Annotated in this window: 14 protein-coding genes and 2 pseudogenes; 3 read left to right on the top strand and 13 right to left on the bottom strand. The window is 36.3% G+C overall.

The features are described 5' to 3' along the window. Positions 1–96: 96 nt before the first annotated feature. A complete protein-coding gene (locus tag BMY56_RS06820) occupies positions 97–651 on the top strand; it encodes a hypothetical protein (RefSeq protein ID WP_091621695.1) in 555 nt (184 codons plus the stop codon). Between the two features lie 58 nt (positions 652–709). Here BMY56_RS06820 and BMY56_RS06815 read toward each other — a convergent pair whose 3' ends face one another. The 12 genes and pseudogenes from BMY56_RS06815 to BMY56_RS06760 form a co-directional block, all read right to left on the bottom strand. After that, positions 710–1,900: a CynX/NimT family MFS transporter gene (locus BMY56_RS06815; RefSeq protein ID WP_091621692.1), complete on the bottom strand. Its 1,191-nt coding sequence runs from the start codon at positions 1,898–1,900 to the stop codon at positions 710–712. A 66-nt stretch (positions 1,901–1,966) separates the two neighbouring features. Beyond that, on the bottom strand, positions 1,967–2,527 hold the full coding sequence (locus BMY56_RS06810) for a phosphatase PAP2 family protein (protein WP_091621689.1): 561 nt from the start codon (positions 2,525–2,527) through the stop codon (positions 1,967–1,969). Between the two features lie 87 nt (positions 2,528–2,614). Beyond that, positions 2,615–3,502, bottom strand: a complete 888-nt coding sequence (locus BMY56_RS06805; protein WP_091621686.1) for a diacylglycerol/lipid kinase family protein — start codon at positions 3,500–3,502, stop codon at positions 2,615–2,617. Continuing rightward, complete coding sequence (locus BMY56_RS06800) at positions 3,499–5,484, bottom strand: LTA synthase family protein (RefSeq protein ID WP_091621681.1); 1,986 nt, start codon at positions 5,482–5,484, stop codon at positions 3,499–3,501. The genes BMY56_RS06805 and BMY56_RS06800 overlap by 4 nt, the downstream gene beginning before the upstream one ends. Before the next feature lie 64 nt (positions 5,485–5,548). Continuing rightward, entirely contained in the window at positions 5,549–6,298 is a 750-nt protein-coding gene (locus BMY56_RS06795) for a COG4705 family protein (protein ID WP_091621679.1), read from the bottom strand. 10 nt (positions 6,299–6,308) lie between these two features. Beyond that, entirely contained in the window at positions 6,309–8,726 is a 2,418-nt protein-coding gene (locus tag BMY56_RS06790; protein WP_091621677.1) for a TonB-dependent receptor, read from the bottom strand. A 57-nt stretch (positions 8,727–8,783) separates the two neighbouring features. Then, entirely contained in the window at positions 8,784–10,046 is a 1,263-nt protein-coding gene (locus BMY56_RS06785; RefSeq protein WP_091621674.1) for a sensor histidine kinase, read from the bottom strand. 3 nt (positions 10,047–10,049) lie between these two features. Then, positions 10,050–10,724, bottom strand: a complete 675-nt coding sequence (locus BMY56_RS06780; protein ID WP_091621671.1) for a response regulator transcription factor — start codon at positions 10,722–10,724, stop codon at positions 10,050–10,052. 69 nt (positions 10,725–10,793) lie between these two features. Beyond that, a complete protein-coding gene (locus tag BMY56_RS06775; protein WP_091621669.1) occupies positions 10,794–11,381 on the bottom strand; it encodes a precorrin-2 dehydrogenase/sirohydrochlorin ferrochelatase family protein in 588 nt (195 codons plus the stop codon). A 43-nt stretch (positions 11,382–11,424) separates the two neighbouring features. After that, a complete protein-coding gene (locus tag BMY56_RS06770) occupies positions 11,425–12,015 on the bottom strand; it encodes a DUF4202 domain-containing protein (protein ID WP_091621666.1) in 591 nt (196 codons plus the stop codon). Positions 12,016–12,036: 21 nt separating this feature from the next. After that, a pseudogene (nirD, locus tag BMY56_RS06765) lies at positions 12,037–12,417 on the bottom strand (nitrite reductase small subunit NirD). 67 nt (positions 12,418–12,484) lie between these two features. Then, positions 12,485–12,721, bottom strand: a pseudogene (locus BMY56_RS06760) (hypothetical protein); the annotation flags it as partial. A 283-nt stretch (positions 12,722–13,004) separates the two neighbouring features. Here BMY56_RS06760 and BMY56_RS18980 point away from each other — a divergent pair. Together BMY56_RS18980 and BMY56_RS18825 are read left to right on the top strand one after the other, a co-directional pair. Further along, positions 13,005–13,130, top strand: a complete 126-nt coding sequence (locus BMY56_RS18980; protein ID WP_262493776.1) for a hypothetical protein — start codon at positions 13,005–13,007, stop codon at positions 13,128–13,130. A gap of 47 nt (positions 13,131–13,177) precedes the next feature. After that, the gene (locus tag BMY56_RS18825; RefSeq protein WP_245737160.1) at positions 13,178–13,321 is read left to right on the top strand and encodes a tRNA-specific adenosine deaminase; all 144 of its coding nucleotides are present in this window, start codon (positions 13,178–13,180) and stop codon (positions 13,319–13,321) included. A gap of 292 nt (positions 13,322–13,613) precedes the next feature. On the opposite strand, the gene BMY56_RS06750 is transcribed toward BMY56_RS18825, so the two are convergent. Further along, positions 13,614–14,825, bottom strand: a complete 1,212-nt coding sequence (locus BMY56_RS06750; RefSeq protein ID WP_091621657.1) for a Pycsar system effector family protein — start codon at positions 14,823–14,825, stop codon at positions 13,614–13,616. Between the last annotated feature and the right edge of the window lie 3 nt (positions 14,826–14,828).

Raw genomic sequence — 14,828 nt, 5'->3', positions numbered from 1 at the left:
AGTGTTCGTTTACCTAATTAAATAGCAGTTCAACCGTTATGTAAACGAAAGTAAAAGTATAAACAGTTTTAAGAGAGATTAAAAAAACCCCAAAGAATGATTAAGATTAAAGCCTACTTAAAAGTTACCGTATTATTTTTTACTTCCTATTATACACAAGCCCAATGTGAGGTGTTTAAAAGTGAGATTACCGATGTGCAGAAGTATATGTTACAGGTGAGTCAATTGACCGATTCATTAAGTACTGCAGCTGAAACGGCTTCCTATGATGCACGATTGAGTACAGCGCGTACAAATACTAAAACCGTAATGCTTCTTATGGGACAAGCGGTTACTGCAGCCGATGAAGCTGTAATACTTGCCTCTGAGGCACAATACGATTCAGAAAACTGCGGATTAGAGGAAGCTATGAGCTATACGATTGATGCAGAAAGAAACGCCATCGATGCACGTGATTTTGCAAGCGAAGCTTTTGAAAATGTAAAGAGCGCATCAAGATCTAAAAACCTTGGTAATTTACAGTTTCACATGAGAAAGGCACAACGTATACTTAGAGCGGTACGGAATTCTGCCGAGGCTTCAGCCTATGCTGCCGATAATGCACACTACAGTTGTAGCCATGATATGGACCATGCTAGTTTAGATAGATAAGGTTCTCCACAAATTTCAAGTATACATACTAAGAAAGGTTTGTTGTAGAATTACTACATCAAACCTTTTCTGCTTTTCCTGCGCCTAAACCCATATATAGTTTAATGAAAGCAATAACAAAAAGTACCATAATCGCATAGTCCCAATTGCCTGTTAAGTCGAAAATACCACCAAACAACATGGGTCCAGTGGCAGCTACTAAATAGCCGATAGATTGCGCCATACCTGATAATTCTGTTGCGCTTTCCGTATCATGTGAACGTAATACCAAGAATAATAGCGCAAGGCCAAATGTACCGCCTAAAGCAATTCCTAGAATCGAAACCCATAAAGCGACTAAACCAAATTGAGGAAATAAGAGTCCGGTTAAACTAACGAGTTCAAGTAAGACTAAAACGACGACGATACCACGTTGGTTTTTTTGCTTTCCGGCTAAATAGGGTATGACTAAAGATCCGATAATTCCCGTTGCTTGTGATAAGGAAAGCATCCATCCGGCAAAGGCCGCATCATAACCTCTACTTTGTAGAATGACAGGTAGCCATGCCAAAATTGTATAGAATACCATTGACTGTAGCCCCATAAACAAGGCTATTTTCCAAGCCAATTTAGAATTCACCATTTTTTTCATGGCAACGGCAAAACTTCTATTGTTGGTGTTTTTTTTCAATTTGCCCACTTGCGGCATCCAAAAAAAAATGGCAATACATGAAAGTAGGCCCCAAACGACTAATGAACCACGCCAACCCAAATTAAGATTATCCGATAGGGGAACACTTAAACCTGCAGCCAAAGCGGCGCCTACCGACATAAGACTAGAGTACATACTGGTGATAAACCCAGAATTTTCACTGAAATTTCGCTTGGTTAAACTTGGCAACAATACGTTCCCCAAGGCAATTGCAATACCTAATAAAAAAGTACCTAAATAAAGAGCAGGTATCCATTGAAAATAGCGCAGGGCAATACCGATCGTCAACAAAATCATGGCGCCCAATAAAGTACCTCCAATACCAAAACGTTTAGTGAATAAAGGAGTTAGGGTAGAAACCACTCCGAAGGCAATAAGTGGCAGTGTCGTCAATAAGCCCAAAAGTGTATTCGATAGTCCTGTACTTTCTCGAATTTCTTCAATTAACGGACCTACACTTGCCAATGCGGGACGTAGATTTAGGGCTATAAAAATAATACCGACAATCAATAGAAAGTTGGTAGTCTTTTTAGAATTTTTTAACTGCGATTCTGACATATTGATAGCCTTAAAAAGCTAATGCAAAAGTATCGAAACCTATATCTTAATATGAAGAAATGAGATTTAAAATTTATAGACAAAACCGAGTGAATAACTATCTGCGTCATTGGCAAAACTTAGCTGCATATGTTCTCTTTGGTAGGGAGTAGTAAAAATATAGGCACTACCAATGCCCAAAACGGCACCCGCCAGCACATCCCAGCCATCATGTTTTTGTGCTTCTATACGACTATACCCGGTATAGCCTGCGAGAATATAAGCGGGTAACCCATAGCTCCACCCATATCTTTTCTGAATAAAAGCAGCACTTTGAAACGTAGTTGAGGTATGCCCAGAGGGGAAAGCCCTATCTCCATTATTATAGGGTCTGCTTTTGTTCGTTGCGTATTTAAGGCCGATAGTCACCGCTTGGTTAAGGGCAAAACCTTTGGCAAATTGCCATGTACCGTTGTAATCGCCCGCAATAAGGCTACCTGTAAGTGCAGTTACAGGCATGGCGAACAGTAAAACATCACCAGAGGTTTGTATGGTTTTATTTTGACCGTAACTAATTGTAGTAGTTGCAATTATGAAAAGGATTACAATTTTACTACATAGAATTTTAGGCTCGAAAGTAGAAAGCATGGGGTCTTGTATTTAAATTTTGAAAAAAATACAATGCGATTCTTAAGAGAATTTAAAGTTGTGCCTATTACAGTCGTATTGCGTCAATTATTTTGCGGTAAGGACACACAATGATTTTTCTAATATAGAAATGTCGAGCTGGTTGGTATCTATTCGGTTATGTTCACCATCTACTTGAGTGTCGAAAAAATCGGAATGATTACGTTGAAGGTGCACATTTGTGGCTTGAAAGCTTTTCGACTCTTTTAACCAATGTACTCTTCTAATCAGGATTAAAATACCCAACCATAACATTTTTAATCGATTAATTTTTTTTATGACCAACACATCTAACTTACCATCTTGAAGGGAAGCTTTTGGTGTTAAACTTAATTTATAACCCATTTCATTTGAATTTGAAATCAAGACGATAAATGGGTTGATCATTGGGGTTTCCCCATCGATACCAATAGATAATGGCTCATTCTTTTTAATGTCTCTAAAGGTGGTGGCACAGGCGCTAATATAGCCTAAGAGCGTTCTTTTTTCAGAAGATTCATAATGCTTTATTAAACGGGCATCGAAACCTACGCCTGTATTGCTAAAAAAATAGCGGCCGTTGATACGTCCAACATCAATATGCTCTATATGTTTATTCCTAATAATCTCTAATGCTTTCCGCCTTTTCTTCGGAATTTTAAGGTTAGATGCCAATCCGTTGCCAGAACCCATGGGAAGAATACCCAAGGCAATATTGGTGCCGATCAAACAGGTGGCGACTTCATTTATGGTGCCATCACCACCACAGGCAACTATGATATCTGCTTTTTCTAATATGGACTCTTGGGTCAATAGCGTAGCATGCGCTTTATATTCAGAAACCTTAAGGGTCAAATCATGAACACCACTTATAAAAAAAGGCTGTAACTCATCTGTGGTCAATGGCGCATGGCCATTGCCTGCAATTGGGTTTACTATAAAATGTATGCGAATCATTGCTTAAGTGATTTCAATTGGAGCCCCCCATTATGGTAAAGTTCGTCTGCTACTTGATAATTGGAGATGGCGATATTTTTAAATGATGCATTCATAGGTGTCTTTTGTAGACTATTGTCCAAAACATTCCATTGGTAAAAATTAACCGTTTCCTCATCACCTAAAACTAATACTTTTCCGTCTTTCAAATAGCCTAATTTTCTATAATTACCAATAAGGGCACGTTCATATTTTGGACCCATTTTAAGGATATCCATGCCAAAAAGGTTACTATTATACTCCCAACCCAAGGTAGAGAAAAGAGTAGGGAACACATCTATCTGAGAACAAAGGGTATTGTTTTTAGCGGGCTTTATATTTGGTAAGTTATAAATAAGGGCAGGAATGTGGTAGTTGGCCACATCTAACTCCCATTTACCGGCACTACTTGCACAATGATCACTCATAATAACGAATACGGTGTTACTAAACCAAGGTTTGGTCTTTGCTTGTTCTAAAAACGCACCGATTGCATAATCCGTATATTTCACTGCACCATTTCTTCCTGTACCCGAAGGAATATCTATTTTCCCTTCAGGATAGGTATAAGGCTTATGATTAGAAGTGGTCATGACAAAATCGAAAAAGGGCTTGCCGCTTTGGTAAGCCAAATCTGATTCTTTAAGCACTTTGTTATAAATATCTTCATCGCATACGCCCCAAGCATTTTCAAAAGTAACCTCATCATCTTCAATATTCGTTCGTTTTGCCATGTTGTCCGCATCCAATAAAAAGCCACGACCACGATCTACGATATTAAATTCGTTGCCTCCAAAGAACGTATTCATGTTGTCAAAATAACCGTCACCACCATAAAAGAAATTACGGTCATAGCCTTGTTCTTTGAAAACTTCGCCAATAGTAAAAAGGCCAGTGTTATTTTTTCTTTTAACAATACTACGGCCTGGGGTAGGCGGTATGGATAATGTAATGGCCTCCATACCTCTAACGGTACGGGTGCCTGTGGCGTACAAATTGGTAAAAAAAAGGCTTTGGTTTGCAAGAGTATCTAATACCGGTGTTATGTTCTGATCACTTCCTAAACTGTTCAAATATTTACCGCTCAAACTTTCTATACAGATGAAAATTACGTTGGGTTTTTGTACCGTTCCTGTAGTATCGGTCGAATGAATTGTTCTGTAGATCTCATTCTTGGTTGCATCAACGAAGGTATCTCCATAGGGTACGTATTGCTTTTTAACAGCAGTAAAAGCATCTTTTTGAAGTATAGTGTTGTAAAATTCAGAATAGGCGAGTTCATTGTTACGGAATGCGGCAAAAAAGGAATAGATACCTGCTTTAGAAAGTTCATTGTTATATCTGTTCTTCGACCATTCTGCCTGGTCATTATTAATGAAAAATCCGAATACAAGGCATACAGCTATCCACGGTAGGGTAGCTGATAATCGTTCTTTAAACGTAGTATCATTTTGAAATGTCTTCTGAAAAACCTTTTTTTTATATACTACAAAAAGAGTAACCGCAACTAAACTAAGTAAGGAGCCTAAAAGTAATGGAAGCGGATAAGACTCATTTATATTTTTGACCACTTCATAGGTATATATTAAATAATCTACCGCAATAAAATTGAAGCGTCGCTGAAATTCGTCCCAAAAGGTGAACTCCCCAAAAAAGGAGAAATAGATGATAAGTACGGCGAAGAAAAAACCAAACCAGGTGCTAATTTTATCGACCAAAGAGCCATACCATTTCTTGGGAAAAATTAGTAGATAAACCAAGAAGGGCATTAAGAATAGGGAAAGTGTTCCTATATCAAAAAATAGTCCAGTAATGAACGTTCGGGTCATAGTACCGATATGGGCATCTACCTCAGAAAAATTCCAAATGAAAAAGGTAAATCGTTCTAAAAAGGAAATACAAATAAATAGAAGCACAAAAGCCTTAAGAAGTGAAAAGCGTTTTGGAAACAGAAGAGTCCACATATAAAATGTAATTAGGGTAATTTGACCCTAAATATATAGTACGATTCTAAAGAGAAGTTAAAGTTTACTTTAATGGGTGAGTTTTTTTCAAGTTCTTGTTCGAGATAAAAATTAAGATACCCATTATGATTATAGAAACGATTGACGCTGGCAGCGTTCCTAAATCGAGACCTCCTTTTTCTAGCGGTTTGGTCAAAAAATCACCGAAGGTTGCACCGAAAGGTCTTGTAAAAATAAAGGCAATCCAGAATAGTAAAACCTGATTGATTGTTGTGAAATAATGCAGTACTATTATGAGTATAATAATACCGGCAGTAACCAAAGCACCATTTAAATAACTCAAGCCAATCACATCACTTAGATAATCCCCAAAAGCGGTTCCTAAGCTATTTGAGAATAATATAGCAATCCAATAATAAGTTTCTTTACTTCTTTCGGCTATGGGATAAACTTCTAGAGTATTGTATTTTTTGTACCACAGATAAAGTAATATGAGAAGACCGATAAATAAAACAATACTGCCCTTGGTATACCCAAGATGTAAGCTACGGTCTATAAAGTCGGATATCTCGGTGCCCAAGGTTGTTGTGGCTATAATAACAAGCCAAAACCAAATCGGCACGTATTTTTTGCGGGTCAATTGAATTACTAAAACAATACCAAAAAAAGCAAAAGTGATGAGTAGACCCAGGGTGTAGCCTAAATCTAATGTCTGTGCTATGAAATCACCTAAGGTCTCCCCCAAAGTAGTTGCAACAATTTTCATTAACCAGAAAAGCAAGGTAATCTGGGCAACTTTATTAAGTGTTTTCATGATGAAGAGGTTAAATTTTATACTTAAAACCTAAACGCAATAATTGGGTCTCAAAATAATTTTGATAGGTTGCGGTAAAACCTTCGTTTCGAACTTCTTGGCGTATGCCAAAACGGTTGAATATATCGGTAGCCGAGAACGTAAGCTCAGCTTTTTTGTTCCATAGATTTTTCTTGATACCAAGGTCTACAGAAGAACGTGCCAATTCTTTTCCTTGAGGAATGTTTTTATCTGAATAATAAACACCAGTCAATTGAAAAGTAAATTCCTTAGGTAAACTTAGTTCTGAGGTAAATTTGGCATTCCATGCATTTGCGGTAGAAGCTTCAATAGTAAAAGGTCGTACAAAAGGGAAAAGCACGGCACCTTCATATTGGTCAATAGCATTTGAGTACCAGTTTACCGTACTCGATAAACTCCAGTTTTGAGTAATATCTTGACTAGCTAACAACTCCAACCCTGTGTTGGTGGCCCTGCCCGTATTTTGGTAAATACGATTCACGATATCGTAATTTGGGTTCGAATCATCGATACTGAAAATACGCATGTACTGATCCTGTATAATTCGGTGATACACAGCTGAAAATAAGGAGCCAGAATTCCAAGAATATTTATGGGCCACTTCAAAAGCATCAGTAAATTGAGGGCGTAAATAAGGGTTGCCTACTTTTAGGAGTTCTGGGTCATCGTATTTAGGAAACACCCGTAATTCTGGTTCACCAGGTCTATCGATTCGTCGATTGTAAAATGCTGATATTTTATTATGCTCATTTAGCTTATAGGTAAAACGAGCACTAGGGAAAAGTTCGAAATAGTCGTACTTATCATTGTTTGGGTAGTAGGTGTTCGCAGGGTCTAAATCATAAAAAACATCGGTCTGTTCAGCTCTTAATCCTGCTTCAATATCATAGAATTCTTTCTCTAGAAGGTAATTGACATAACCCGCATATAAATTTTCTCCCCAATCGGAAAATGAACCAAGTCCTGGATAAATAATAGATTCATTGCCTGGGGTAATCGTGTAATCTACAGGTAGTCTTCGAATACGAAGTTTCGCGCCAAGTTCTAGCCTACCATTACTCAGAGGTTTTACATAATCTGAAGATATACTAGTGGTATTTTCAATTGCTCTAATATTGGTTTTGTCTCTCCCCACACGAACTACCGAACTATCGTTTAATGAATAGGTTTCGTCCTCTAGACCTTGGGTATATTGGGCATTGGCACTAAAGGTATGGCCGGGTTGTTCAAATGAATGTAGATAGCTGACTGCAGCATTGATGTAACGGGTAACCTCTTCTTCTTCCCAAGTATAAAATCGGTTTCTAGTATTGGTATTCAAATCGATAAACGCTACTTGAGAAGTATCGATATGTCGTTCGCGGTCATATAAGCCAGATAACGTAAAGCTATTGTTGTCATCTAGATTATAGTCTATTCCGCCATTGATGATAGAACGAAATTGCTTTCTATTTTCTGGTACTTGGGAAACAATATTACGACCATCGTCATAATTTCTAGTCGTAAATTCATTGTTCGGCAACGCCTCTTGAACTATGAATTCTGACTGTAGAAAGTAATTGAGTTTCCCTTTTCTATAATTAAGATTAAGACTAGGAATTAGTTTGGGATTAACTGAAAAACTACCTAAATCAGTAGGGGTGTCTGGTCTTCTTTTACCCAATGCACCAAGTCCGAAAGAAAGGCCTACATCACCATTTAAACCTTTCTGAGTTTCTTTTTTGTAGATAATATTGACGATTCCGGCAAAACCGTTAGCATCATATTTTGCAGATGGATTATTGATAATCTCTATTTTTTCAATGTTGGAAGCTGGGATGTTAGCCAAACCTTTTTGATTGCCAAAACCGGTTAAGCTACTTTGTTTACCATCAATAAGTACGACCACTTTATCACTACCACGTAAAACTACTTTTCCATCTTGGTCAAACGTAACCCCAGGCATCGTTTTCATCGCATCTAGTACAGAACCACCTGCTTGGGCAATAGTATTATCCAGATTGAATGATTTTTTATTGAGGTCGCTATTGGTAGTAGCTTCTTGCCCAACTACCTGTACTTCATTCAATTGTTCTGCACTTGGCTGTAATGCTATTTGTCCTAGGTCGAAGACACTGTTTAATCCGCCAGCGATAAGCGGTTTTTCTACCGTTTCATATCCTATAAATGAAAATAGTAAGGTGTATTTTCCTGTGGGCAGGCCTAAAATTTCAAAACGTCCATTGTCATCGGTTATCGCACCGGTTACCATAGAATTATCGGTAGAGTTTTGGACGGTAACATTAGCGAAAGCTAAATTTTCTAGGGTATTTGCTTCACGTAATTGGCCGGTAACATTTACTGAACTTTGAGAAAATGTAGTGGTAAGGGAGAAAAAAAATAGTAAAACAATTAAAAACTTGTGCATAAAATCAACTTTTGAGAACAATTATAGGGTAAGAATCTAAAGATAGTTTTAAGAATATTATTGTTTTGGTAAGGAAATGGTAAAATGATGTTCGTTATTGGTAAACCTATAGGAAGGTTGAAAGCCATATAAATCACATATCTTTTTTACAATAGCTAAGCCTAGCCCGGTAGACTTTACTTCATCTGACTCCTTGTAAAATCGTTGAAACAATTGATCTGGTTTTAATATGGCGCGTATGCCTTTGTTCCGAACAGAGAGTGAATCTTTTTCTAGAACTATTACTATTGGCGTATTGGGCAAGCTGTATTTTATGGCGTTTGAAAGTAAGTTGTTGCAAAGAACCTCTGCAAGATGGGCATCCATTAAAAGAACAACATCTTCATTGCTTTCTAATAGTATTTCTGATGGATAAAGTTCAGATAGATTTTCAATTCTATCTTTTAGAATATGGGTTACGTTACACGGACTTATATTGGTGAATTGGTCATTTTCAATTTTGGAAATAAGACCTAGTTTTTTGTTTAATTGTTTCAGGCGTTGAATATCTTTTTGAATCGAAGATAATTGTTCAAATTGTATATCATTAAGGGCCTCGCCATTTATAATGGTATCTACCTTAGCTTGAATTATCGCTAAAGGGGTTTGAAGTTCATGGGAAACATCTTCTGTAAATTGTTTCAGATTTTTATAGTCTGACCGAACTTTGTCGGTCAACGTGGTTATTTCTGTATTGAGTTCAGAAAATTCTAAAATATCACTATCCATTAATGAAATCGGAGTTTCAGAAGTCAGCGAAAAAAGCTTCATCTGCTCCAAATTCTTAAAAAACGGATTCCATAATTTTTGAGTTCTTGATTTATTGAAATAGAAAAGGAAAATGAACACAAATAAAATGACAATGAGATAGGAAATAACGACGGCTATCAAAATATCTTCCGATTCTACAATAAGAGCACGAACCGTTATGCGGTAATTTTGGTCGTTAATTTTAGAATAGGTAATTAATTCTCGAAACTCTTCTATTTCATCTTGTGATGGGTCAAAAATTAAGGTATCCTTTAAATGTTCAAACCCTAAGTTTGGGACCGATTCAACTTCAACCATAGGAGGAAGTTGGTAAATAATACTGTTTTCAGATATCGAACTTTCAATTCTCGCTTCGGTAGAACGAAGTTCTTCTTCTACCTCATCCTGTAAAAGATTCCGAACATAAAAGTAAAGCCCGATAGTGCTGAACACCATTAAAACAAGACTGATCCAAAGAAATGTTTTAGAGGTCTTTCGCAGTAATTTTATTTTTTTAGTACGTTCGGCCATTCCTTAGTCTTCCATAAATTTATACCCACTACCATAGGCAGTTTTAATATATTTTGCACCAGCATCGGTCAGTTTTTTACGTAGGTTGTTGATGTGTACATAGATGAAGTCGTAATTATCGACCATATCACTATGGTCGCCCCATAGATGCTCTGCAATTATTTCTTTAGAAAGAACCCTTCCTTTGTTGGTAATGAAAAACAAAAGTAAGTCGTATTCTTTACGTGTAAGGGCCATTGCGTCATCTTTAATATAAGCGGTTCTTGACCTAGTATCGATTGAAATTTCATTAAACTCTAACTGTTCAGTGCCCCCAAATTTTCCTCTTCTAAGAACTGCTTTAATTCGAGAATTCAATTCAGCCAAATGAAATGGCTTGGTCAGATAATCATCTGCCCCTAAATCGAGTCCTTTTAACTTATCGTCTAACGAGTTGTTCGCAGAAATTATGATGGTGGCCGTTTCTTTTTTATTTTTCTTTAAAAGCTTTAGAATATCCAGACCACTGCCGGTAATCAAATTAATGTCGAGCACTAACAAATCATACTCGTAAAGGTCAATTTTATAAAGAGCATCTTCATAGGTAGATGCGGTCTCGCATACATTTCCATCTTTTTCCAAATAATTGGCGATAGATTGTAGCAGGGCTTTTTCGTCTTCTACTATTAGAATTTTCATAATATAAATTTAAACTCCCTATCTAAAGAAATTCTTAAGCGAATACTCGGTAGAACTAAAAAAGGCTAGCTATCGATCATTTTTCTTGTTCACTAACCCTTTGGTAAACTCATTAAGTGTTTCTACTTTTTCTTCAAAATCACCTTTTATGGTCTTTCGATATTCGTTGAGGTTCTTTACAAGGTCATCGATGTTTTCAGGAATAACATCTTCAAAAAATTGACGTAATCGCTTTGCGGTTGTGGGCGATTTACCGTTGGTAGAAATCGCCACTTTTACATTGCCTTTCGTCACTATACCACCCATATAGAAATCACAGAATGGAGGATTATCAGCGACGTTTACCAGTATTTGTTGCGCTCTACAATCGTGATATACTTGCTCGTTTACCGGCACATTATCTGTAGTAGCGATAGCCATATGTTTACCTTTTAAATAAGATGCATCATAAGATGCCACATTCATTTTAATATTGAATTTATTGGCCAATGCAATAGTCTCTTCCCTAAACATTGGTGAAACCATTTCAACCTGCGCATTCGGACTAGATTTCAACAAGAAAGTTAATTTCTCAAGGGCAACATTGCCGCCTCCAACAATTAAAATATGAAGGTTAGATACTTTTAAAAAAACTGGGTAAAGCTCATTCCGTTCCATGTGCAATATTATTTATTTAATCAACATTAAATCTTGGATAACTTTATTGACTTAAAGCTTTAAAAATTAATTCTGAGGCAAATTTTGATAAGGGTAGCTTAAGTGCTACCTCTTGACCTTTTACTGACATTTTTCGCCACGTTTTTTTTAGAATATCAATGGTTTTATCTTCAGGATGTTTCTGGGCAAAAGGCTCAAAATAATACTCCAAAAAGACTAGGCAAATAATATCTTCTAAGGTTTGTGTTTCTTCATTCTTTTTAAGCTGTTTCTTCTCCAAGAGAAAACAGACCTTGTCTATGGTTTCTTGATTGTATCCGACTTCTTGTAAAATTGACGAAGCTTTTCTGGCATGAAATTTTTTCAAATCTTGGCGCCATTTCAAGTATCCTTCACGATTCATGTCATATGATTCCCTAGAAATTTCCCATCTACAAATGTGCTGACAGCGAGCAGTAAGCATCAATTCTTCTGATGCATTTGGGGCAAACTTATTTAAACGCTCTGTCATTCGAATTCCATACAGCACTTCTTTAGGGTATGTTGTACCCTCAAAAATTTCGGTATTGGGATCTTGGGTATTGGCTGCATCAAAATGATGAAATGCTACTGCTAATTTATCTGTAGTCGCCATAAAATTTGTGTTGGCTCAAAGCTATTCAGAAAAGCCAACATACACAAAGGCATCCTCTATTTTTACAGGATACGTGGCAATTGCATCTAAGGCTCCATTTAAGTTTTTACCTGTTTTTAAAGAGAATGTATTTTTATGCAATGGGCAGGCAACTTTTGCTTCCATATTTTCTTCTCCTATCATACCTCTTGAAAGTACCATTTCCATCTTATTCGGACAAAGATTTTGACACGTATACCACGCCTTTTCTCGTGTAAAATTAAAGATGGCTATTTGTTTATCCATGTATTTAATGCAAGCGCCGCCATTTTTTGGAAATTTAGATATCGGTGCGGCTTTAAACTAGACTTTTACATCACTTTTAGTTACACTTTCATATGTGTTTAAAACAGGTAAAGGTATAATTTTTTGTTTTTTAATATATTAAAATGCTAATTATCATTACTTAAGCCTATTTTTTTGGTATTTTTTATTTCTTTAGCTCTACAAATTCGAGTTTACTATCGGTCTCTTGTGAATTCACGAAATGTGTATAACGTTCACGTATTTCAGGTGTTTCTATAGCTTCCTTCCATCCGTCATCAACCGCAATAAAACCAAAATCTTTTCCTCTAGCTTCAACACATTCTCGGATACAGCCAAAAACACCTACCTTAAATTTATGTGGAGAGCGTATGCCTTTTTAACGGTGTTCTATTTCCACTGCGGTGATTCAATTATTCTAAGAGTTAATTGAAGTATCTTTTTTATATTTCAAGAAACCGATTGCCTAAATACTACTAGCAATATTTTTTACCATTTCGTTGTTTATTTTTTAATAAGAACATCGGTAATCTATAGTGGGTCACTTCAAAAAACAGGATTTATCTTACAGTATTTCAATAAGTTAGCGCATATTTAGTACAGGCAATAATTTACTTTATCAAGTCAAAAAGTATAAATGGTTGATTCTATTTTTGTAGTAATGGCAACCATTAAAAAACCACCTTATGACTAGAGTAAACCTAGATACTTCAAAGAAAGTAACATCTTTAGAAAAAGCAATAAAGTTTACGATCGTAATCGCCGCTATTGGTATTTTGCTATGCTTTGTCTTTTTAGCACTTGAGCGATAATTAAAGTTTTATACTTTTTGTAAATCAACACAAGTCACATACATTATATGCGCAGAGCCATTTATTTGTACAAATTGGGAAAAGAAAATGATAGAGGTGTATTGGGTGCAATAATGGTGAAAGATGGCGAAATAATAGCTGAAGGTTTCAACAAGGTAAAAAACCCTATTCGATTGTACACGGCACGCTGAACTTTTGGTAATTCAAGCAGCATGTAGTAAACTAAAATCTACCACACTTAAAGATTTTGTTCTTTTACTAGTTGTGCACCCTGTATGATGTGTTTAGGAGCAAGTTATTGGGCCAAATTGCAAAAAATATGTTATCGCTTCGGCCTTACAAGCGAAGGAGTTTGGTTTTATTTATTCTGATATGTTCTATATTTCTGATAAAGGTGCTAAACATAAAGGGTCCAATTTAGAACAATTATTGGCAAATGAAGCAGTAGAAGTATGGCAATAAAAATGAATACGTAGTTGCCTATTATGGTTGCATAACAGGTAATTCTAATACGCGTTCAGGGCCATAGAATTTTAATGCAATTGCAAACACAATAACGGATAGCACCATGCCGGTCATGAAAATGGTATACGTCCACCGTAGTAATCGATACTTTCTTTCTAAAACAATTCCCAGAAAATAAAGGTCTTTGGTAAGTGAGCTATAGATATAGTCCTTATCCTTAATAAGTTCAGCCATTGCCCATTCATATTCTGCCAACTTCATTTTATGAAAGTTACCAAAGAATAAAAGGTTCACCTTTTTTGATGTTACTTCTTCTTCAGTAAACTGACCAGAGGTTACATTAGGTTTGGTTGCCAAAATTGACATGACCATAGAGACCACGCTAAAAACAATAAAAATAAATGTTGGATATATAAGATAATCGTTCGACGGATTATCCAGCTTTGGTATAAGGTTGGCCAAGGCCATTGAAATAATAATCGCATTGACCGATAAAAGAATGTTTGCTTTTGTATCAGCAATATCACTTAGTTTCAAATGATTTTGTAAGGTTACCCTATACAACGTTTGAATGCCCCTATCTGGCAGTTCTCCTTTAAATTGTGCCTTTAAACTTTCTTTTTTAATTAAGTCCTTGTTCTTTTTTTTCGCCTTAATGAGTCTCTTAATATTCTTGTCTTTCCCTTCTTGCCAATTATCTAGTGCGTATTGGGTATAAAAACGATGCTTTGTTCTTAGTAAGCGTATGTTTTCTTCTGTCCAGTCTGCAATTGAATATTTTTGCCTACCAATAGAGGCAAGTTCTTCGCGTAGTAATTCTGAAATTGCCATAAAACTTTTAACCGAAAAATGAGAAGAGTCTGCATCACGCATAATTTTCTCAAGATTATTTTTTGGCTCATAATCGGATACCGTAGCCATAATAAGTGAACAGACACTCTTAATGAGTGTTGAAGAACAATCATTCTTGGTCAAAAATTCTTTAGCAAATTCACAACTGTGCTCTTCGTGGTCATTATAAGATACCATATACCCAAGGTCATGAAACCAAGCAGCGACTAAAAGCTGTTCAGCACTTTTATCTTCTACTTTTTCACCTTCAATTAATTCTAATATACTTTCAACCACTCGTTGTGTGTGCCTAAGATTATGATACAGATATTTTACACCACCATTGGAAGTCAATTTACTGGTGGCGAAATCTTCTGCTTTAGAAACTAATGTTGACATGTT

Origin of the sequence: Maribacter orientalis (assembly GCF_900109345.1) — a bacterium.
In the GTDB taxonomy this organism is placed as follows: Bacteria; Bacteroidota; Bacteroidia; order Flavobacteriales; family Flavobacteriaceae; genus Maribacter; species Maribacter orientalis.
This window is presented reverse-complemented; position numbering and strand designations above follow the sequence as displayed.

What these genes read in the sequence shown, in the direction of transcription:
- BMY56_RS06820 (WP_091621695.1), top strand. Translation starts at nt 97, where the DNA reads ATGATTAAGATTAAAGCCTACTTAAAAGTTACCGTATTATTTTTTACT.
- BMY56_RS06815 (WP_091621692.1), bottom strand. Translation starts at nt 1,900, where the DNA reads ATGTCAGAATCGCAGTTAAAAAATTCTAAAAAGACTACCAACTTTCTA.
- BMY56_RS06810 (WP_091621689.1), bottom strand. Translation starts at nt 2,527, where the DNA reads ATGCTTTCTACTTTCGAGCCTAAAATTCTATGTAGTAAAATTGTAATC.
- BMY56_RS06805 (WP_091621686.1), bottom strand. Translation starts at nt 3,502, where the DNA reads ATGATTCGCATACATTTTATAGTAAACCCAATTGCAGGCAATGGCCAT.
- BMY56_RS06800 (WP_091621681.1), bottom strand. Translation starts at nt 5,484, where the DNA reads ATGTGGACTCTTCTGTTTCCAAAACGCTTTTCACTTCTTAAGGCTTTT.
- BMY56_RS06795 (WP_091621679.1), bottom strand. Translation starts at nt 6,298, where the DNA reads ATGAAAACACTTAATAAAGTTGCCCAGATTACCTTGCTTTTCTGGTTA.
- BMY56_RS06790 (WP_091621677.1), bottom strand. Translation starts at nt 8,726, where the DNA reads ATGCACAAGTTTTTAATTGTTTTACTATTTTTTTTCTCCCTTACCACT.
- BMY56_RS06785 (WP_091621674.1), bottom strand. Translation starts at nt 10,046, where the DNA reads ATGGCCGAACGTACTAAAAAAATAAAATTACTGCGAAAGACCTCTAAA.
- BMY56_RS06780 (WP_091621671.1), bottom strand. Translation starts at nt 10,724, where the DNA reads ATGAAAATTCTAATAGTAGAAGACGAAAAAGCCCTGCTACAATCTATC.
- BMY56_RS06775 (WP_091621669.1), bottom strand. Translation starts at nt 11,381, where the DNA reads ATGGAACGGAATGAGCTTTACCCAGTTTTTTTAAAAGTATCTAACCTT.
- BMY56_RS06770 (WP_091621666.1), bottom strand. Translation starts at nt 12,015, where the DNA reads ATGGCGACTACAGATAAATTAGCAGTAGCATTTCATCATTTTGATGCA.
- BMY56_RS18980 (WP_262493776.1), top strand. Translation starts at nt 13,005, where the DNA reads ATGACTAGAGTAAACCTAGATACTTCAAAGAAAGTAACATCTTTAGAA.
- BMY56_RS18825 (WP_245737160.1), top strand. Translation starts at nt 13,178, where the DNA reads ATGCGCAGAGCCATTTATTTGTACAAATTGGGAAAAGAAAATGATAGA.
- BMY56_RS06750 (WP_091621657.1), bottom strand. Translation starts at nt 14,825, where the DNA reads ATGTCAACATTAGTTTCTAAAGCAGAAGATTTCGCCACCAGTAAATTG.